The organism is Neobacillus sp. S1115, assembly GCF_055385565.1.
On record NZ_AP038275.1, the window covers coordinates 2,692,011 to 2,713,066 of the forward strand.

At 42.0% G+C, this 21,056-nt stretch carries 18 protein-coding genes; 17 read left to right on the forward strand and 1 reads right to left on the reverse strand.

The window, feature by feature from the left end:
* The first annotated feature begins 212 nt into the window (after positions 1-212).
* The 14 genes from ACZ5B7_RS13055 to ACZ5B7_RS13120 all read left to right on the forward strand — a co-directional run bounded on the left by ACZ5B7_RS13055 (position 213) and on the right by ACZ5B7_RS13120 (position 18,030).
* On the forward strand, positions 213-905 hold the full coding sequence (locus tag ACZ5B7_RS13055) for a response regulator transcription factor (protein ID WP_213140222.1): 693 nt from the start codon (positions 213-215) through the stop codon (positions 903-905).
* A complete protein-coding gene (locus ACZ5B7_RS13060) occupies positions 883-3,111 on the forward strand; it encodes a sensor histidine kinase (RefSeq protein WP_464494067.1) in 2,229 nt (742 codons plus the stop codon). The genes ACZ5B7_RS13055 and ACZ5B7_RS13060 overlap by 23 nt, the downstream gene beginning before the upstream one ends.
* Before the next feature lie 37 nt (positions 3,112-3,148).
* A complete protein-coding gene (locus ACZ5B7_RS13065; protein WP_464494068.1) occupies positions 3,149-3,661 on the forward strand; it encodes an RNA polymerase sigma factor in 513 nt (170 codons plus the stop codon).
* A 272-nt stretch (positions 3,662-3,933) separates the two neighbouring features.
* Positions 3,934-5,205 carry an allantoate amidohydrolase gene (locus ACZ5B7_RS13070; RefSeq protein WP_464494069.1) on the forward strand — a complete coding sequence of 424 codons (1,272 nt, stop codon included), beginning with the start codon at positions 3,934-3,936 and terminating at the stop codon, positions 5,203-5,205.
* The gene (locus ACZ5B7_RS13075) at positions 5,202-6,458 is read left to right on the forward strand and encodes an ArgE/DapE family deacylase (RefSeq protein WP_464494070.1); all 1,257 of its coding nucleotides are present in this window, start codon (positions 5,202-5,204) and stop codon (positions 6,456-6,458) included. Before ACZ5B7_RS13070 ends, ACZ5B7_RS13075 begins: the two co-directional genes overlap by 4 nt.
* Before the next feature lie 150 nt (positions 6,459-6,608).
* Entirely contained in the window at positions 6,609-7,364 is a 756-nt protein-coding gene (locus ACZ5B7_RS13080) for an IclR family transcriptional regulator (protein ID WP_213140218.1), read from the forward strand.
* A 372-nt stretch (positions 7,365-7,736) separates the two neighbouring features.
* On the forward strand, positions 7,737-8,561 hold the full coding sequence (locus ACZ5B7_RS13085) for a transketolase (protein ID WP_464494071.1): 825 nt from the start codon (positions 7,737-7,739) through the stop codon (positions 8,559-8,561).
* Entirely contained in the window at positions 8,562-9,509 is a 948-nt protein-coding gene (locus ACZ5B7_RS13090; RefSeq protein ID WP_213140216.1) for a transketolase family protein, read from the forward strand.
* 21 nt (positions 9,510-9,530) lie between these two features.
* Complete coding sequence (locus ACZ5B7_RS13095) at positions 9,531-10,982, forward strand: four-carbon acid sugar kinase family protein (RefSeq protein ID WP_464494072.1); 1,452 nt, start codon at positions 9,531-9,533, stop codon at positions 10,980-10,982.
* A gap of 1 nt (position 10,983) precedes the next feature.
* Positions 10,984-12,714: a thiamine pyrophosphate-binding protein gene (locus ACZ5B7_RS13100; RefSeq protein ID WP_464494073.1), complete on the forward strand. Its 1,731-nt coding sequence runs from the start codon at positions 10,984-10,986 to the stop codon at positions 12,712-12,714.
* Positions 12,715-12,801: 87 nt separating this feature from the next.
* Positions 12,802-13,713 (forward strand): sugar phosphate isomerase/epimerase family protein, encoded by a 912-nt coding sequence (locus ACZ5B7_RS13105; protein WP_464494074.1) that lies wholly within the window; start codon positions 12,802-12,804, stop codon positions 13,711-13,713.
* Positions 13,714-13,918: 205 nt separating this feature from the next.
* Positions 13,919-15,280, forward strand: a complete 1,362-nt coding sequence (locus ACZ5B7_RS13110) for an allantoinase (RefSeq protein ID WP_464494075.1) — start codon at positions 13,919-13,921, stop codon at positions 15,278-15,280.
* A gap of 164 nt (positions 15,281-15,444) precedes the next feature.
* Positions 15,445-16,776 (forward strand): nucleobase:cation symporter-2 family protein, encoded by a 1,332-nt coding sequence (locus tag ACZ5B7_RS13115; RefSeq protein WP_464494076.1) that lies wholly within the window; start codon positions 15,445-15,447, stop codon positions 16,774-16,776.
* Between the two features lie 30 nt (positions 16,777-16,806).
* Positions 16,807-18,030, forward strand: coding sequence for a PucR family transcriptional regulator (locus tag ACZ5B7_RS13120; RefSeq protein ID WP_464494077.1), 1,224 nt, complete (start codon positions 16,807-16,809; stop codon positions 18,028-18,030).
* 32 nt (positions 18,031-18,062) lie between these two features.
* Here the strand turns inward: ACZ5B7_RS13120 and ACZ5B7_RS13125 are convergent, their stop codons facing one another.
* On the reverse strand, positions 18,063-18,809 hold the full coding sequence (locus ACZ5B7_RS13125; protein WP_464494078.1) for a PucR family transcriptional regulator: 747 nt from the start codon (positions 18,807-18,809) through the stop codon (positions 18,063-18,065).
* 269 nt (positions 18,810-19,078) lie between these two features.
* Here ACZ5B7_RS13125 and uraD point away from each other — a divergent pair, with 269 nt between their 5' ends.
* The 3 genes from uraD to uraH all read left to right on the forward strand — a co-directional run bounded on the left by uraD (position 19,079) and on the right by uraH (position 21,013).
* A complete protein-coding gene (gene uraD, locus ACZ5B7_RS13130) occupies positions 19,079-19,579 on the forward strand; it encodes a 2-oxo-4-hydroxy-4-carboxy-5-ureidoimidazoline decarboxylase (protein WP_423802217.1) in 501 nt (166 codons plus the stop codon).
* Positions 19,580-19,691: 112 nt separating this feature from the next.
* On the forward strand, positions 19,692-20,663 hold the full coding sequence (pucL, locus tag ACZ5B7_RS13135) for a factor-independent urate hydroxylase (RefSeq protein ID WP_464494079.1): 972 nt from the start codon (positions 19,692-19,694) through the stop codon (positions 20,661-20,663).
* Positions 20,660-21,013, forward strand: coding sequence for a hydroxyisourate hydrolase (gene uraH, locus ACZ5B7_RS13140; protein WP_464494080.1), 354 nt, complete (start codon positions 20,660-20,662; stop codon positions 21,011-21,013). The genes pucL and uraH overlap by 4 nt, the downstream gene beginning before the upstream one ends.
* Positions 21,014-21,056: the final 43 nt, after the last annotated feature.

The following is a 21,056-nucleotide window of genomic DNA, read 5'->3' on the forward strand; positions in this document are numbered from 1 at the left end:
TTTTATTGGGTGATTGAATCAAAGTCTGCAACAAAGAACAGGTTTATTCTTTGAACGAACACTGCTATTCTAAGAATGATAGATTTTGCAGTTTTTCCCTAAAAAGGAATAATCATAAAACCTTAAGAAATTCTTAAGATTTATCCTGACTTGAATTTAAGATTTGCTGTTTACGATATAGACATGTTGAAGCAAGAAAGAAGGCGAGAGATATGAACAATTATTTTGTGCTGGTAGTGGATGATGAAAAGGAAATTCGCGATGCCATCGAAATTTACCTCAAAAATGAAGGGATCATCGTCCTCAAGGCAAAGGATGGGATTGAGGCGCTCGAAATATTAAATGAACACACCGTTCACCTGATTATCCTTGATGTTATGATGCCTCGGCTTGATGGGATTTCCGCAACCTTTAAAATCCGCGAAAAACAAAATATCCCGATCATTATTTTAAGCGCGAAAAGTGAGGACACAGATAAGATTCTGGGGCTCCAGGTAGGGGCTGACGATTACGTCACAAAACCGTTCAACCCGATGGAGCTTGTCGCCCGCGTGAAATCCCAGCTGCGCAGGTATGTCACATTAGGTACATATGGCGGAATTAAAAAAGTAATCGATTTAAACGGTCTTACCCTAGACCAAGAAGCAAAAGAAGTGACGGTACATGGGGAGCCGGTCAAGCTGACGCCGATAGAGTATAAGATTGTCGAACTGTTAATGACCAATGCCGGCCGGGTCTTTTCCATTGATGAAATTTACGAGCGGGTGTGGAAGGAACCAGGCTACAATGCGGAAAACACTGTGGCTGTTCACATCCGGAAAATCCGTGAAAAAATTGAAATTGATCCGAAGAATCCAAGATTTTTAAAGGTGGTGTGGGGCATTGGCTACAAAATGGAAAAGTAGTATTTTGATTTATCTTTGGGCATTTCTGTTAACCTTCTCGTTAAGCGGCATTCTGGCCCTATTTTCCACGGGTACCAAATATATGAATCGCGATTTTTTCCATACGCCGGAATTTCACAGTGAGCTTGATCAATTCGCAGGATATTTAAGCATGTTTGAGTTAAACGAAACTACGCCTGAAAAGGCAAAAGCCGCGATCACCGTTACGAAAGACGATATAGATGAGCATCGGTTCCGCTATGGTGGTTTAGATCAGCAAATCTCCAACATCCGGGCTCAATATGAATCTCGCATTCAAGATGCTCAAGCAGCGAAAAACGAAGAGGTAGCCAATGCCTTGATAAAGGAAAGAGATGCAAAAATAGAGGACATCAGCAACAATTTTGCCAGCGATGACTGGGTCAGGCCAAAGGTGGTCAAAGAAAAAGAAACGAAAATTGACGAGTATTTTAAGAAAAGAGACCAATTCAAGTATGATTTTTTAAGATACCAAAAAGAATTTACCTACTATTTTAAAGACCCGGAAACCGGAAAAGTTTATAGTAATCAAAATAATGATAATCAGCTTAAACAAAAAGATATGCTTTATTTAACCGATTTTAGCATATCAAATGATTACTTTATTCACTATGGTCCCGGTGGATATGAGGACTTGGCCGATGTGTTAGGAGTCAACACAAGAAAAACACTTGAAGGCCAAATCGGAATTGCCAAAACGCTTTCTGCATCGTCCCCTCTGATGGAGCAGTACAAGGATTTTAAACGCAATCAGCTCATTATCCTGAGTTACTGCTTGGCAGGCATTATTGGATTGCTGTTAAGCCTTTATTTTTCAAAAAAAATGACGGCTGTAAATGCGCAAGTGGAAAGCTGGCGGCCTATCTATAACAAGCTTCCGATTGATATTAGAGTGGGCCTATTTCTGATCACCGCCCTATTGTCCCTAATATTTATTTTTCTAGTCAATGACAATTTTTATAATATCTATAACAATCTTTATATATTAGCAAGCGAAATCGTATTCGCCTTGCTTGGGACCGCCATTTTTGTGGCTATCACCCATGTGCAGCGTAAATTTTTACAGGTGGATCTGAAAAGTTGGACCAATGTGAAAGAAGAATGGAAGAAGAGTTTATCGGTAAAAACATGGCAGGGCGGCAAAAAGGTTTTCAAAAGCGTCCGTGCGGCCTTAGTCGAAGCGTTTCTTGATCAAAGCACAGGAACGCAGGTGTTCATTCTGCTTGCTGGGGTGTTTTTCATTGGTGCGGCGGCGTTGATGGTGGCGATGAATCCTATATTTGTTATCTTGTATATTTTTCTGTTAGCAGGCGCAGGGTTTCCACTTGGAATGTTTTTGGTCAAAAAAGTGGGATATTTTAATCGGATTGTCCAAAAAACAAATGAGCTGGCGGCTGGAAAACTTGGGGAGGACCTTGAAATAACCGGGAAATCCGTTTTGGCTACATTGGCAGGCAATATTAATGTCCTGAAGCAGGGTGTGAAGCACTCACAGTCCGAGCAGGCCAAGAGTGAACGATTAAAAACGGAACTTATTACCAACGTCAGCCATGATCTTAGGACGCCTCTGACCTCCATCATTACCTATACGGAAATATTAAAGGGCAATGATGTATCGGAGGAGGAAAAATCAGCATACCTGGAAATAATTGACCGAAAATCAAAGCGATTAAAGGTGCTGATCGATGACTTGTTTGAGGTTTCAAAAATGGCAAGCGGCAGTGTTGAGTTGGTAAAGGAAAAAGTGGATCTCGACCAGCTATTGCAGCAGGCCCTCGCAGAATATGATGAAACGATTCGTTCATCCAGCCTGCAATTCCGGGTTAACCAAGCAGGGCAGCCGATTTATGCCCTTGTCGACGGCCAGAAGCTGTGGAGAGTTTTTGATAACTTAATTGGCAATATCCTGAAATATTCGCATGAAAATACTCGTGTCTATATTTCTATTAAAACTGTGGAACACCAAGCCCTCATCACATTTAAAAATGTCTCCAAATATGAACTGAGCGATAATGTCGATGAGTTGTATGAACGCTTCAAGCGCGGCGATACTTCCCGCCATACCGACGGGTCTGGACTCGGTCTTGCCATTGTCAAATCAATTATCGACCTGCATGATGGGAAATTGGATATTGAAGCAGACGGCGATTTATTTAAGGTGATTATTACTTTGCGGCTTGTGGATTAAACGCAGGAAAAAAATAGCGTTAGAAAGGGAAAGGGAGATGGAACTTGATTTCACAGAGCTTTATTCGCTCTATTATAAACGGTTGTTTGTGATTAGCTATTCCATTACGAGGGACCGGTTTCACGCCGAAGATGTCGTTCAAGAAACGTTCATTAAAGCGTTGAATAAGGCGGGAACGATTGAGGAGCAAGGGAAAATGGGAGCATGGCTAGCGGTGATTGCAGCCAGAACTGCCATTGATTTTATCAGACGAGAGAAAAGAAAAAAAGCTGTCCCTTTTGAACACGATTTTCTGGAACTGATGGGCAAAGAAACAAAACAGAATGTAGAGCAGGAAGTAGAGACAGGTTTGCTTTTTGAAGAGATCAATGAGGCAATTGGGACACTGCCATATGAGCAGCAGGAGTTACTGATGCTTAAGTATACAAAAGGTTTAAAAGAAGAGGAAATCGCAAATGTACTCCAATTGAACCCTAATACGGTAAAAACAAAGATCTACCGGGCCAGAAAAAAACTTAAGCTATTGGTTTTTGAAACGAAAATTGCATAAATTAATGCCGCTGTCGATGATGGCGGTGTTTTTTTGCCTAAAAGTTTGATAGTTCTCAACAGTAAAATAACCCCATTTTTCTGTAGCAAAAGGGAAATTATTGAATCAAATAGAATAATAATATTAACATTTAAAGCACAATTTTTATATAAAATTAGTTATCTGAAAAATCTTGCTATTTTAATTTTGTGATGATAAAATAAAATCACGAACAATATGAAACGAGGTTTTGTAATAAGCAACGAAAATTAACCAGACAAGGGGTGATTTGTTTGGAGATAAAAAAAGGACAGATTTGTGGCCAAAGAATATCACAAAGGCTGGAGGAATTAGCTGAAATCTCTGAAACAAAAAATGGGGTAACGAGACTATCATTTACAAAAGAGTTTCAAAGAGGCCAAGATTTGGTGAAAAAATGGATGAGTGATGCCGGCATGAAGGTTCGTGTCGACAATCTCAATAATATAATTGGCCGCTACGAAGGTGCAAAACCAAACGCACCAGCGTTAATGATTGGTTCCCATCTTGATACCGTTATTAACGGTGGAAAATATGACGGGATGTTAGGTGTTATTGCCGGAATCGAAATTGTTCAGGTACTTTATGAAAATGACACACGGCTGGACCACCCAATCGAGGTCATCGGCTTTAGCGATGAAGAGGGGGTCAGATTTCACTCCACCTTCCTTGGAAGCAAAGCCATCGCCGGAACCTTTTCTCCACAAACATTAGAGCTTACAGATGAAACAGGTATCACCCTGGCAAGTTCTCTTGAGGAATTGGGCTTAGAACCGTATCAATACAAATCAGCGGCAAGACATGCAAATGATGTTCTTGGTTACATAGAACTTCATATTGAACAAGGTCCTGTACTAGAAAAAGAAGGCCTTCCATGTGGAGTGGTAACCGGAATAGCCGGTGCCTCCAGGTTTTCTTTTAAAGTTACCGGTTTTGCTGGTCATGCGGGAACCGTGCCCCTCGACCTTCGCAGGGATGCTCTTTCTGGAGCGGCAGAAATCATTTTAGCAATAGAAAAATTAGCTAAAGAAAACGCGCCGATTGTCGCAACTGTCGGAAAGCTTCAGGTAAATCCGGGGGCAAGCAATGTCATCCCAGGGGAAGTGACAGGAACGCTTGATATTCGTGATACCGATGCAGTCCGAAAATCAAGGGTGATTGACGAAATTCTTCATGCCGCGAACACCATCTGCCAGAAACGCAATCTCTCTTTCCAGGTTGAAAAAATAATGGAAACCGATCCTACACTATGTGACGCAAACATTATCGCTGCCATTGAATCGTCTATTCTCTCAAATGGGATGAGGACCATTTCTTTAATAAGCGGAGCAGGTCATGACGCCATGGCGATGGCAGATCTTACAAAGGTAGGAATGATATTCGTCCGCTGCAAAGAAGGAATCAGCCATAACCCTGCTGAATTCGCAGCCGTAAAAGACATTGAAATGGGTGCCAAAGTCTTGCTGGATACTGTGATCCAATTAACAGTTAAAAATTCAAATATGGAAAAGGAGAAAGTAAATTGAAAACAAACACATTAAGTGCAGAGAAGCAGCAATTAATCAATTATATTGAGGAAAACCAGGCTGAACTAATTAAGTTTTTGCAAGAGCTTGTTTCAATCCCTTCTGATAATCCCCCAGGAGATTGCCAAGCAATTGCTGAACATATCTATAAGCGCCTCGATGGCTTTGGATTGGAAAACGTATCACTTAATGAAGTAGAAGAAGAAAAAGTGAAGGCAGTTGGAATGATTAGAGCATCCAATGTGGTCGCATACTCCACGTTCGGAAGCGGCGAAGGTCCTGAAATTACCCTAAATTCTCATGGCGACGTAGTGCCACCGGGACTTGGCTGGACCCAAGATCCGTATGGCGGTAACGTGGTCGATGGAAAAATGTATGGCCGCGGCGTTGCTGTGTCAAAATCGGACATTGCTTCCTATACATTTGCTGTTCTAGCTTTAAGAAAGCTGCAGGCTAACCTAAAGGGCAAAATTTCTCTTGCGTTCACTTTCGATGAAGAAACTGGCGGTGACATTGGGCCAAAATGGCTGCTTGATAAAGGACTAATTAACCCGGATATGGCAATTTGCCCAGGATTCACTTATTCGTTGGTGAATGCCCATAACGGCTGTCTTCATCTGGAGGTAAAATTGAAGGGGAAATCTGCCCATGCTGCTGAACCGCAATATGGCCACGATGCCCTTGAAGCCATGACCGGCGTATTAAGTGCATTATACGAATACAGAAAAGGTTTTTCAAAAATTAAATCAAATGTCTCTGGAATCGATTCTCCTAATCTAGTAGTAGGGTTAATTTCTGGCGGCATTAATACAAACGTGGTACCAGATGAGGCGACCATCCGCATTGACAGACGGCTTATTCCAGAGGAAAATCCTCAGGTTGCTGAGCTTGAAATTCGTAACGTCATCGCTGAAGCACTGGAAAGCTATGCAGGGGTGGAGGCATACATCAATCAAATTCTGCTGGCGCGCGCTTTCGGGCCGGTCCCAGTTGATTCTCCTTTAGTACAATCAATTTCTACTAACTGGACAACAATTATGGGTGGAGAACTGCCGGTGAACGGAGTGCCATTATATACGGATGCCCGTCATTTTTATGAAGCAGGCATTCCTGTCGTCCTCTTTGGAGCCGGTCCGCGTACACTCCTTGAGGCTAATGGACATCGTGCTGACGAGCATATTAAGGTGGATGATCTGTTAAAATCGACCAAAATTGTCACATTAGCTTTATATGATTTATTAACTCAACAATAATAGGGATATTGAAAGGGTATTCTTCATTTGAGAATATCCTTTCTTCGTTTAAAAATATAGTGATATAATGAGAACAGAATAGATTCTATGAAAAGTACAGCATTTGATTCTCCTTATAAATATTAATAGCAAAGATAGAGGGGTCGGAACATGGTACAATCAATTGATAGAGCCTTAACCATTGTTAACTATGTCAGTTCACAGAAGGGCGGTTTAGGTGTAACGGAGCTGGCCGAAAAATTAGGATTAAATAAAAGTTCTATATTTCGGATTTTAGCCACCCTTGCCTCCCACGGCTACATTGAACAGGACCCAGATACGAAGAAGTATAAATTAGGTTATAAATATTTGGAATTGAGCGCCAAGCTGTTAGATTCCATTGATATCCGAAAAGAAGCAAAGCCATTTTTGCAAGAATTGGTAGATCTATCAAATGAAGTGATTCATTTAATCATTTATTCACAAAAAGAAGCGGTCTATATTGAAAAATTAGAGGGCAGTGAAACATTGCGAATGCACTCGCAGGTTGGCAGACGTGTTCCTATGCATTGCACCAGTGCTGGGAAAGTTTTATTGGCATATTTGCCGACTGAAGAGGTCATGGATATGATCGAGGAAAAAGGGCTGCCAAAACACACAGACAACACGATAACGGACCAAGACGAATTATTGGATATTCTGGAAAAAATCCGTAAAAAGGGCTATGGAGTAGAGCGGGAAGAAAATGAACCCGGTGTTACTTGTATGGCTGCGCCAATCTTTAATCATCTTGGAAATGTGATTGGTGCCGTAAGTATTTCCGGTCCTTCCATGAGAATGACGGAAGCTAGGCTGGATGAACTAAAGGACAAGTTAATTGAAGTCGGTTCATCGATTTCAAGACGCCTTGGGTATAAAGGAGAATAAGTGAAATAAAGACATGACTCCAGGCGAGCATGTCTTTTTAAATAAACGTGAGAAGACATGGTTTTGCGAGAAACATGACATTTTTTGTCGAAAAAATAATTAGAAAATTCATAAAAAGGTTATTGAAAACATTTGAAAGCGATGTTATGATTTCTTTAAATAAAACATATTAGAAACGCGGTTTCATAATAAGCAACGTTAAGTTGAGATGTGTTAAAATAATTAATTGCTCTTTTTTTTAAGTATTAACTGAAACGGCGTTTCCTAATAAGCAACGAACAGGAAGAGTGGTCCAAAAAAGATGGCATAATTATTTTTTTGCACATTAAAAGAAACTGTGTTTCATAATAAGCAACAAAGGAGGAAGGAATAATGCAGCTTGAATCTAACCGTAAAGAATATTTACAGGAATTAACGAAAACAATCCGCCGTCATATTGTCAAAATGACCCATCATGCGGGTAGTGGGCATCCAGGTGGATCTTTATCAGCAACCGAATTATTAACAGATTTATTTTTTGAACATATGAATGTCGACCCAAATGAGCCTGATTGGGAGGAAAGGGATGTATTCTTCTTATCCAAGGGGCACTGTACACCAGTTTATTATTCGGTTTTGGCCGAAAAAGGGTTCTTCCCAGTTGAAGAACTGATGACCTTCCGAGATGTGGACGGCCGCCTTCATGGCCACCCATGCGGTGAGCATATCCCAGGGGTCGATGCATCATCTGGTTCACTAGGGCAGGGGCTGTCATTAGCGAACGGAGTAGCAATGGCTGCCAAACTTGATGGCAAGCCAAGAAGAGCCTACGTGATGATTGGTGATGGAGAGTCACAGGAAGGGCAAGTTTGGGAAGCAGCAATGACAACAGCCCACTTTAATTTGGATAATGTTTGCGCGATTATCGACTGGAACAAAATCCAACTGGATGATTACGTAGAAAACATAAAAGGCATGAAGGATTTCAAAGCCAAGTGGGAAGCATTCGGCTGGCATGTGATCGAAATTGACGGTCATAACCTTGAAGACGTCCATTCAGCGTTCGAACAGGCGAAGACGGTGAAAGGAAAGCCGACGGCCATTCTGGCGCACACGGTGAAGGGAAAAGGAATCTCATTTATGGAGAATACCCACAAGTGGCACGGGTTAGCTCCAAATGATGAGGAACTAGAATTGGCACTAAAGGAGTTGGTTTAAATGGCAGTACAAAAAGCACCACGCGAAGGCTTTAGCGAAGCATTAATAAGACTTGGACATCAACATGAAGATTTGGTTGTACTTGATGCAGACTGTGCTAAATCCAATATGACAAATTTTTTCAAGGATCAATTTCCAAACCGATTCTTTAATGTCGGGATATCTGAATGCGACTTAGTCGGGACGGCAGCTGGATTGGCCATTGGTGGGAAAATCCCCTTTGCCAATGCTTACGCCAACTTTTTAACAGGCCGTGCCTATGACCAAATGCGGATTTCAGTATGCTACTCGAACAATAATGTGAAAATTGTCGGCCACAATGCCGGAACATCGGCTGCACAGGAAGGAGCGACACACCTGCCGCTTGAAGATATTTCGCTTATGCGGTCCTTACCAAGAATGACGGTGATTGTTCCAGCTGATTCCCTGGAAATGGAAAAGGCGGTAGAAGCAGCATATTACCATGAAGGTCCGGTTTACTTACGGGTTGGGAAGCTGCCTGTTCCAATTGTCACGAAAAAAGAAGACCGTTTCCAAATCGGAAAAGCAATAAAATACCGTGACGGGAACGATGTCACTTTAATCAGTACAGGAATCATGCTTGATGAAACTTTTAAGGCAGCCGAAGCGCTTGGCAAAAAAGGGATTCAAGCAGATGTCCTGCACATCCACACCATTAAACCAATTGATGTTGAAGCGATTGCGACCTCTGCTGCTAAGACAAAGAGGGTCGTAACAATAGAAGAGCATTCCATAATCGGTGGATTAGGAAGCGCTGTGGCGGAGGTACTTTCCGAACATTGCCCAGTGCCATTAAAACGGATTGGCACACAGGACCGCTTCGGAGTATCCGGTAAAATGCATGAGCTTTTGGATTTCTTTGAACTAAGAGCGGCGCGCATTACTGCAACTGCGGAAAAACTGGTCGATTCAGCATTAATCAAATAGACCTAGGAGGTGGCGTCGGCCTTGACAACCAAAACCGATATGATCTTTCAAGAAATAATCAGCAATTCTTCCACCTTACAGGGGGAAACCCCGTTAAGGAAAACCATCTTTTCCAAGCTTAAAGAATTAAATCATAAGCTAATTGTTCTAGATGATGACCCAACTGGAGTCCAGACAGTCCATGATGTTTTCGTTATCACAGATTGGGATAAACGCTGGATTCGTAAAGGCCTCGAGGAGGATACACAAGTTCTCTATATTTTAACGAATACAAGAAGCTATGAGCCGGAAAAAGCCGCCAGAATCAATACGGAAATTATTGAAAACTTAGCGGTGGTGTCAAAGGAATTGAATGTATCCTTCACGATCATCAGCCGGAGCGACTCAACTTTACGCGGCCATTATCCATTAGAAATTTCCGTTTTGGAAAAAGCACTGACCGAAAAGCTGGACTGGAACATTGATGGGCACCTTATCATACCAGCCTTTTTCGAAGGGAATCGATATACTGTCGATAATACTCATTATCTTTTGGTCAATCAAAATCTAGTTCCGGTGAACAATACAGAATTCGCCAAGGATGCAGTATTTGGCTACTCAACGGCTTATCTGCCGGATTATGTACAGGAGAAATCGGAAGGACAGTTTACTTCGGACCAGGTATTATCCATTTCCATTGAAGATATTCGCTGCGGCGGTGTCGATCAAGTTTTTTCAATTTTAGATAAAGCTTCCGGCAATGTGCCAATTGTGGTGAACGCCATCAATTATCAGGATTTGGATGTCGTTTCTCTGGCGCTGTTAAAGGCCATTGAAGGAGGGAAGCACTTCCTGTTTAGGACCGCCGCCTCCTTAGTAAAGTCATTAGGTGGGTTTTCTCATAAACCATATCTTGAAGCAAAGGAAATGGCTCGAGGATCTGACGGTAAGAATTTTGGCGGATTACTGGTAGTAGGCTCCCATACTAAATTGACCACAGAGCAGCTTTCCGACTTAGTTTCGGAGGTTCATATAAGACCAATTGAATTGAATGTGGAAATGATTTTAGAAAAGGACCAAAGAAAAGACGAAATCCAAAGGGCCGCCCAATTACTAGAAGCCTCCATTAAAAATGGTGACAATACAGTCCTTTATACAAGCAGAACTGTCATCAAAGCGGTAAGCAAGGAGGAGAATTTACAGTATAGTCAAATCATCTCCCAAGCTCTAGTAGAATTAGTCCACTCCTTAACGGTAAAACCAAAATTTATTATGGCAAAAGGGGGAATCACCTCCAGTGATATTGCCACGAGCGGTTTAGGAATCAAGAAGGCTAAAATACTCGGCCAGGCTGCTGCAGGGGTTCCTGTTTTACTCACAGGTGAAGAAGCGAGAATGAAAAATACAACTTATATTGTGTTTCCAGGGAATGTAGGTCAGAAAAACACGATTACGGAAATATTTAAAAAAATAGACAGTGAACTGGGGGATTAACATGGCAAAACAAAAAATGACCGCTGCTGAAGCAATTGCAGCTTATCTAGTTCGAAAAGGCGTGGAACAATTATATGGTGTACCAGGGGCTGCGATTCTTCCATTGTATGATGCGATTCGTGAGAAGACAAACATAAAATCTTATGTTGTCCGCCACGAGCAAACCGCAGCGTTCATGGCAGATGGCTATTCTCGGGCAACTGGCAAGGTTGGTGTATGTGCGGCCACTTCTGGTCCTGGGGGAACAAACTTCCTGACTGGACTATATGGAGCATGGATGGATTCCATCCCAATGATTGCATTTACAGGACAGCAAAAATCTACACTTATTGGAACAATGCAGTTCCAGGAAGCACCAATTTGTGAAATGGCGAAGCCGGTCTGTAAAGCAGTCTACCAATTAACGGACGGCAAAGACGCAGCAAAAATGATTCATGAAGCATGGACCACTGCAACAACCGGAAGAAAGGGTCCGGTCTTAATTGACCTTCCTATCAATACGCAAAAGGTTGAACTTGAAGTTGATTGGGATGAGTTTGTGGATGAACCAGAGGTACTGCCTTCTGCATCAAAGGAGGAACTCTATGAAGTTCTAAACCTATTAAAGGATGCCAAAAAACCTGTTCTAATTTCCGGAGGCGGAGTAAACCTTGCAAATGCCACGGAAGAGTTAAAGGAACTGGCAGAAACCTTGCAAATCCCTGTAGTTACAACTGGTATGGGCATGGATACTTTCCCGAACGATCATCCGCTGTTTGCCGGAAGAATGGGTACAATGCTAGATACACCATACGGAAATATGACCATCTTAAATTCGGATCTAATCATTAATTTAGGCGGCCGTTTTGCAGACCGCAGCACCGGCGCAGTGGATATTTTTAAGCGCGATGCAAAAATTATCCACATTAACCTGGATCCTAAAGAACTTGGCAAAACCGTACAGACGGAGCTTGGAATCGTTTCCGATGTGAAATCCTTTATGGCGGGCTTAACTGAGGTTTATAAATCTTTGGATGTGGGCATCGCGGCAGCGGTTGAGCCAGGCATTAAGAAGCTTGATTTAACTGAGGAAAGAAAGAAGTATGCCCGTAAACAAGATTATGATACACTTCCGATTCGTCCGGAACGCGCCCTGAAAGAGCTTCGCGAATTCTTAGACCGTGATGCTTTTGCATCGCATGACTGCGGAATCAGCCAAATTTGGTCCTGTCAGTTGTTTGAAACTTATGTTCCACGCAGCTATTTATTAACAGGTGGTGCAGGTACGATGGGTTGGGGATTAGGGGCTGCTATGGCAGCGAAGCTTGCCTTCCCAGAGCGCCAAAGCGTCAATATTCTTGGCGACGGAAGTCTAGGAATGTCCCTGCAGGATCTTGCCACTGCCGCTAAGCATGATATTCCGGTAATCGTATTCGTTATGAATAATTCATTACTTGGATTGATTCGCCAGCAACAAAATTGGTTTTATGATGAGCGCGATATCTCTACAGACCTGATTTACAAAAATGAACTCTGCGACAATGAAGAGCGCGGTATTGATTTTGTGAAAACCGCTGCCGGAATGGGCGTCCGCGGGGAACTTGTTACCCACTATGATGACATTAAACCAGCATTGCAGCGAGCGGTGGACAGCGGCAAACCATATTTGATTGAAGTGGTTGTCGACCCAACGGCAGTTTGCGGGTTCTCCAATAACGGTAGCTTAACTGGCTTTGAATATTCTAACAAATAATCAATCTATTAAAAAAGGAAAAAAGAGCAGTGGACTCTTTTTTCCTTTGGGGAAGGGGGAAGTTCCGGATTTATTCCGGTATTGCATATGAAAACAGATCTTCAACATTTTATGCAGGTTGGTATTGTTCACTTTATGGCCTATCCAGAAGCCATGAAGGGTGAGGGGGAAATTTCAGACACAGTTCGGAAAATCGTCACGGATGACTTTTTTTCAGGAATTGAAGTGACAAGGGTCAATGATCCTGCAGAAAGACAAAAGGTTGCTTCCTTATTGAAATCCGGGCGGATGGCCGTTGGTTTTGGTGCCCAGCCGATCCTGCTTAGCAATAAAGGCGATTTGAACTCGTTTGACCCGGAAAAACGGAAGGCGGCAATTGATCTTGTCAAGGCCGGGATTGATCAAGCCTATGAGTTAAATGCTTCGAAATTAGGATTCTTAAGCGGTCCTAAACCAGATCAGGATATGGATAGAGCCCTCCAATTGCTTACTGAATCGATAATTGAATTATCCCAGTATGCTAGACAGAAGGGTAATCTAGTACTCTCATTAGAAACCTTTGATGATGAAACCGATAAAAAATGCCTAATTGGACCAAATCATTTGGCGGTTGAAATTGCGAAGGAAGTAAGAAAAGTAGACCCAAGCTTTGGCTTAATGCTGGATTTGAGCCATCTTCCGATGCAGCGGGAAACCTCAAAGGATGCCTTAACCATTGCCCGTGATTATATTAATCACGCTCATATCGGAAATTGCTATATTAAGGATAAAAATGATCCTGCCTATGGTGATCAGCATCCTCGATTCGGCTACCCGGGAAGTGAGAATGACGTCGAGGAATTAACGGAATATTTAAGAATGCTATTAGAAATAGGTTACATCGGGGAAGGGTCTAGAAATGTGGTCGCATTTGAGGTAAAACCGGTTGGAAATGAGGATTCCGATGCGATTATTGCACAGTCGAAACGAACCTTAATCCAAGCATGGGCACGGCTCTAAATCCATCTATTTTATTGGGAATGATTCCTCTCCCGTATTCATACATTTTCGGGAGAGGATGAAATAAAAAGGTTCTTTAATAAGAACTTTTCTAAATTTATAAGAAAATACGGGAGGAATTAATGGTTTAACAAAGAATTAATATTAATGGCAGCGTTTTCACTATGCGGACCTTGGTTTAGAGAGGAAGGGTTATTAGTCTATTATGCTATTATATGATCTAATTATCCGTAATGGAATGGTTGTTGGTCCTGAAGAATGTTTTACAGGTGAAATTGGGATCAAGAATGGAAAAATAATTAAAATAACAAGAGATATTCCGATAGAAGGGAAAGCTAAAGAGGAAATAGATGCGAACGGTCTTCACATTTTTCCTGGATTAATTGACACTCATGTCCATTTTAATGAACCTGGAAGAACGGACTGGGAGGGCATCTTGACCGGAAGTAAAAGTCTTGCGGCGGGAGGAGTGACAACATATTTTGATATGCCATTGAACAGCAACCCTCCAACGATTGATGCTTACGGTTTCCGATTAAAGCAGGAGCAAGCGATTAAGAAATCTGTCACAGATTTCCGGCTCTGGGGAGGCCTCGTTCCGGAAAATGTACAATTGCTCGAGGAACTGATTCAATTCGGTGTAATTGGATTTAAAGCCTTTATGTCACCAAGCGGAATTGACGAATTTCATCATTCGGATGATGCCACGCTAATGGCAGGAATGGGTGAAATCGCAAGACTTGGATCGATCTTGGCTGTCCATGCAGAAAGCACTGTTATGACGGAGTTACTAGCTGCAGGTAAGATTAAAGAAGGAAAGCTTTCGGCCCTGGATTACTGCGAATCCCGTCCGATTATATCGGAAATGGAGGCTGTCAGAAGGCTGTTATCCTATGCTGAATTGACCGGATGCAAGGTCCACATTGTTCATGCAAGCAGCAGTAAAGTCGTGGAATTAATAACAGAAGCGAAGAAAAAGGGAATTGATGTAACAGTTGAAACATGCCCGCATTATTTATCACTTACTAATGATGATTTCGCGAGGCTGGGACCAATCGCAAAATGCGCACCGCCATTAAGGAGCTCAGAAGAAGTAGAGGCATTATGGAAAGCGCTTGCGAACGGTGAGATTGATGTAATTGGCTCTGACCATTCTCCTGCCCCGCCGGAAATGAAGAGTTCGAAAGACGGCAATATGTTTGCAGCATGGGGGGGAATAAGCGGTGCGCAGACTAGTTTATCCGTTCTATTGGAAGAAGGATATTGGAAAAGAAACATATCCTTGCAAAAGATTGCAGCCTCCATGGCCACCAACCCTGCGAAACGATTTGGCCTCTACCCGCAAAAAGGGGCAGTAGCCGAGGGAAGCGATGCCGATTTGGCATTGATTAGTTTAAATGAATCCTTTACGTTGAAAGCAGATGACCTTTTTTACCGCCATGCCCATTCTCCCTATATTGGAAAAACGTTTAGGGGGAAAAATAGAATCACCATCGTAAAAGGATCAATTGTTTATCGAAATGGAGAAATATTGCCACAAGAAAACACTGAAACCATCCCACAATAGAACTAGCTTCTATATAGACACATTCATCCCTGTATGAAGAAAATTATCTGAATATTATTCATATTCAGAATAGGCGTTTTTTGCCAACACCACTCTAACTCTTCATGAATGAACAGAAGCGGCTTCACCACCAATAAACTTTTTGGAATTTGGGAGGAATATAGATGGAAAGATTAGGAACAGGGAAAACGCTGGCATTAGGATTCCAGCATATTGCCGTTATGTATGGCGGAGCAGTGGCAGTACCAATTATTGTTGCTGGTGCATTAGGTCTGACACAGGCACAACTTGTATATCTAATTTCCTTTGACTTATTGGCATGTGGCATTGCAACCTTGCTCCAGGTTATGGGCGGGAAGCATATCGGGATCAAATTGCCGGCTCTTATGGCAGTTTCCTTCATTAATGTTGAACCGGCCATTGCGATAGGGAAAATTCATGGGATAACGGGGGTTTTTGGGGCCGTTATTGTAGCAGGATTGCTCGTGGCCCTGTGTGCGCCGTTCATAGGGAAACTGGTAAGGTTTTTCCCTCCAATCGTATCTGGTTCGGTTATTCTAATTATCGGTATTTCGTTGATGCCAGTAGCTATGAACAATGCTGCAGGCGGGGCGGGCTCTAAAACGTTTGGTGATCCAAAGCACTTGCTGATAGCACTTTTTACGTTATTATGCTTTTTATTATTCAACACCATGTTTAAGGGATTTATTAAAGTTATCTCCATTCTTTTAGCGATGGTAATCGGTACGATTGTTGCAAGCTTTTTCGGAATGGTTAATTTTAACGTCTTTTTAGAAGCAAAATGGTTTAATGTGCCTCAGCCATTTTATTTCGGTGTACCAACATTCGATACTTCATCAATCATTACGATGACCATTATCACCTTTATTATTGCAATTGAAAGTATTGGTGTATTTTTCGCTCTTGGTGATATCACAGGAAGAGACATTAAATCAGATGATATTAAACGGGGATTGCGTGCTGAAGGTCTTGGAGGATTTATCAGCGGATTCCTCAATTCCTTTAACCATTCGACCTTCTCGCAAAACGTCGGTCTTGTTCTTTTGACAAAGGTAACCAATTTAAGGGTATTGACTGCCGCTGGCGGTATCCTGATTGTGCTGGGGCTTGTGCCAAAGGTCGGTGCTTTAACAACGATGATTCCTCCAGCTGTGCTTGGAGGGGCCATGGTTCCAATGTTTGGGATGTTGATTTCCGCGGCCCTGAAAATAATTGCGAAGGAAGATTTGGCTTCTCCAGCTAATCAACTCATTGTTGCTGTAGGAGTAGGAATTGGCTTAGCGATTAAAGGGGTCCCTGGTGCTTTCGTTGATTTACCGAGTACTGCCCGCTTACTGTTAGGGAACGGGGTAGTAATGGGTTCACTTGTCCTGGTTGTCTTGAATATGATTTTAAATGGTACATCATCGAAGGCAAGTCATGCCGGTCATGGGATTGAAAATGCAGAAATGGCTGCTGCAAAGGAGTCCCATTAAAACTATTCTTTTGAATGGAGGCGTTGAGCAATGGCATTTACAGTATCTGATATTTTAAAGACAAGGCTGATTCCCGGATGTCGTGTAGTGGCAGGGATCCGTGGGTTAAACCGCAACATTCGTTCTGTCAGTATCATGGATGAGCCAGATACCTCTTGGTTAAAACAGGGTGATTTGCTCCTGACAACCGGTTATGTCTTTAAAGATCATCAAGCGACTCAAATAAAATTGCTCAATGACCTGGCCAAACGTAACTGCGCGGGCTTGGCCATTAAAGTAAAACGTTATTTGACGGAAATTCCTGCTTGTATGCTTGAGGAGGCAGATCGCTTAGGTCTGCCTTTGATCGAGCTCCCCTATGAAAATGTCTTGTCTGATTCTCTTTTATCCATTACAAAAGAGATTCTTCAAGATGAACAACGGCAATCATGTGATAAGGATGAGGCTTTTAAAATATTGCTGACGGGAGAAAAAACGGAAGAAGAGATGGTCCGTTTGATTGCTGATGAGCTTAACATAAGGCATGATAACCACTTTGTCCTTTTATATTTAAGTGGTGAGGAACAGAAAATGATTCACTCTGTTTTTTCCCAACTAGTCAGTGCGGCGGAGAAGAAGGCAAATGCTAGATTAATTAGTATTCCTCTTCCACAGGGATTTGCGGTGCTGGTATCGGTAACGGCGAATAAGTCACATGAGTTAGCGAATCTTGCGAGAAAATCAGCCAATTTCTTGGCAAATCAAATACATATAAAATTTCCTAAACACCAGGTCCAGATAGGTGTTGGTTTACCTTGTGCCGGGCTGGGGACGGTTGGACGAAGCTATAAGGAGGCAGTGGAGGCCATTTCGTTAGGGAAAAAACTTTCAAAGGAAGTAAAGGATACCGTTTTTGAATATAGGAACTATGCACCAGAGGGATTACTGCAGCAATTACCGGAACATGCCTTGAAAAATTATTTTCAAAGTATCCTGGAATCTCTTTTAGAGTATGATCAGGAAAACGGATCCAATATGCTGTTTACTTTAGAAGCCTATTTGGAATGCGGCGGGAAACTGTTAGACACGGCTAATCGCCTTTTTGTCCACAGAAACACCGTAAAATTCAGGATTGTACGGATTGAGGAATTATTGGGATTGGATTTAACAGATAATCAGGTTCAATTTCGCCTGCTGCTGGCGATGCGAATTGCTAGATTGCTGGGAATGTTGCCTGGTTATTCGGAATCACAGATCAGGTCAACTCATTATTAATATTTAATTAAAGGGCCCTAGTTGGGCCCTTTTTAATATTTATTTAAATGAAACATCTTAATAGCTAATTGTAATCTGAAATTTGTTTTACCATTGTCAAGGTCACTACCGAGAAGTTCTTTTATTTTGCCGATTCGCTGGTGGATGGTGTTTCGATGAACGCCGATTGTTTGCGCGGCCTCGGTTGTCTTTGCGCCGCAATTAAGATAAACTTCGAGGGTATTTAAAAAATCCGTATGATTTTCTTGATCGTGAGAAATTAATGGTGATAAAAAGGCAGAATAGTATTCTTTAAGAATTTCTTTTGGAATATGCTGAAGCACGGAATAAGTTGAAAAATCATGACTGTCATTAACGGCTAACTTTTGAAGGTTTGTTCCAGTTTTCGTTTGTTGTGTTAGTAATTCACGCAATATGGTTTGGATTAGGTCGGCAATTGATAATTCGTTAGGGATTCTAAAAATAGGAAATGCCATCTTGTTCGCGGCCAGGATCATATCTTGAGGCAGGGAGTTTGGAAAGTGAGCAGTTTTTATCCCTAATCCGGCACAATTTCTTTCTGCCAAATCATACACTAAATTAGTTAACGCTTGTTCATTATTTAAAAAAATATATCCCGTTGTTAATACTAAATCCCCAGTCTTTAACCATCTCATCACATCTGGTGCATCAAAACTATTTACTGACATAATGGACCGGCCAAGCCCTTGGTTACCAGCTATCATTTCACATTGCTGAAGTAGTGGAATTGTTAATGCTTCTGCTAAAGTCAACTTCAATGGAAACGTTCCCTCCTTTTTTAGTTGTTTAATAGTAGTTTACTTTATGATGTGCATTGCGCACAATTCGTTTATTTTAATTGGTTGGGGAAGATCGTTTATAATTCAGTGTGCACAAAGCACACTCCATTAGCGTGATATTTGTCACTTATGGCTAATGACCTCCCCCATTATCGAAGGTAAAATAAAGTTAATCCAATAGCAAGGTGTGAGAGTAATTTACACAAGTCTTTTTGGAAGGGTTATAGAGAAGAAAGGAAGGAAGCAGAATGACTATGAAGCTGGAAACGCTTAATAGTTTAGATCAGCCGGCGTTCACAGAAGTTCTTGGCTGGGTGTTTGAACATTCGCCATGGGTTGCAGAACGGGCCTGGTTGAACCGTCCATTCCAGTCTGTCGGTGATCTTCATCAAGCGATGGTGGAAACGGTAAAGGAATCAAAAATGGAAGAAAAGCTCGCCTTGTTAAGGGCGCATCCAGATCTCGCGGCAAGGGTTCAAATGGCCGACGCCTCAGTCAAGGAACAGGCAAGTGCAGGCCTAGATCAGCTCACCAAAGAAGAACATGAAGAATTTTTATCCCTCAACAATGAATACACATCAAAATTTCAATTCCCATTCATCATGGCAGTAAAAGGACAAACGAAAGACACGATTCGAGGCAATATGAAGGAACGGGTGAATAATGATCCGGCAGAGGAACTGCAGGAAGCACTCACCCAGATTTATAAAATCGCCTTCTTCCGCCTAGAGAATTTTATCATCAAGTAAAAGACTTGACGGCTTAAAGTTTGTATCATTTTTGGTTCCTATATCTTGAAACGCAGGAGCAGCACTTCGGCGATTCAGGGTTAAAATAATAAAATTTTAGGGAGGAATTTAAATGAGTTCACAAGAGAGAGTTTGCTATTATGGTAAAGGTGATGTTTTTGTTTTTCGTACGTATCAAACCCCGCTAGAAGGAATCAAGACAATTCCGGAGTCCAATTTTACTGGCCGCAACAATGTTATTTTTGGAATGAATGCCAAAATTGCCCTTGAGGGAGACTTCCTTCACTCTTTCACAAAAGCCGATAACAGCTGTGTCGTCGCTACGGATTCCATGAAAAATTTCATTCTTCGTCAAGCAGCGCAGTATCATGGACCAACCTTTGAAGGATTTTTAAAATTTGTTTGTAATCGCTTCCTTAATACGTATTCACACATAACATCCGTAGAAATCACCGCAGATGAAGTTCCTTTTGAAACAGTCCAAGTGGCAGGACAAAATGGACTGGAGGCAAGCCCGTTAGTTTATCGTCACTCAAGAAATGAATTAATTACAACAACTGTCAAAGTTGCACGGACTGAACAAGGTAATCAGCTTGTGAAGCAAGAGAGCGGCATTAAAAATCTTCACTTAATTAAGGTAACCGGCAGCTCCTTCTATGGCTTCATCCAAGATGAGTACACAACTCTTCCAGAAGCTAAGGACCGTCCGCTTTATATCTATCTTGATATTTTCTACCGCTATAATGATAAAGAGGATGCTGTTTCTGATAATCCTGCTGTTTATGTACCTGCTGAACAAGTCCGTGATATTGCAGCATCTGTCTTCCATGAAGCTGAAACCTTATCAATCCAAGATTTAATTTATCGAGTTGGCTGCCGTGTATTACAGCGTTTCCCACAGCTTGCTGAAGTTCAATTTTTATCAAATAACCGTACATGGGAAACAATTGTGGAGATTCCGGATTCGGAGGGTGCGGTGTTCACAGAACCAAGACCTCCATACGGCTTCCAGGGATTTGTCGTTAACCGCCAAGATCTTGTAAATGAAGGCTTAGAATTTCCAACAGAAAGTGTAGAAGCATGAGTGGAAAATTAACCACACATGTCCTTGATATATCCAAGGGCCTTCCAGCAAAAAATTTAAAAATAGAACTTTGGCGGTTAGGACCTGAGCGGTCACTTATAAAGACAGTTTCTACAAACAGCGATGGCAGGGTGGATGCCCCGTTGCTTGCTGAAGGACAGGTAGAATCAGGGGAATATGAATTAGTCTTTTATGTAGCGGATTACTTTCGGGAACAAAGTGTGGGAGTTGGTGAAACGCCTTTTTTAGATAAAGTTCCGATTAGGTTTGGAATTGCTGACACGAGTTCCCATTATCATGTTCCACTGTTAGTGGCACCGGGCGGCTATAGCACTTATCGTGGCAGCTGATTTATAGATAGATGTGTAGTGTGTTAAAGGGGGAGAACAAGAA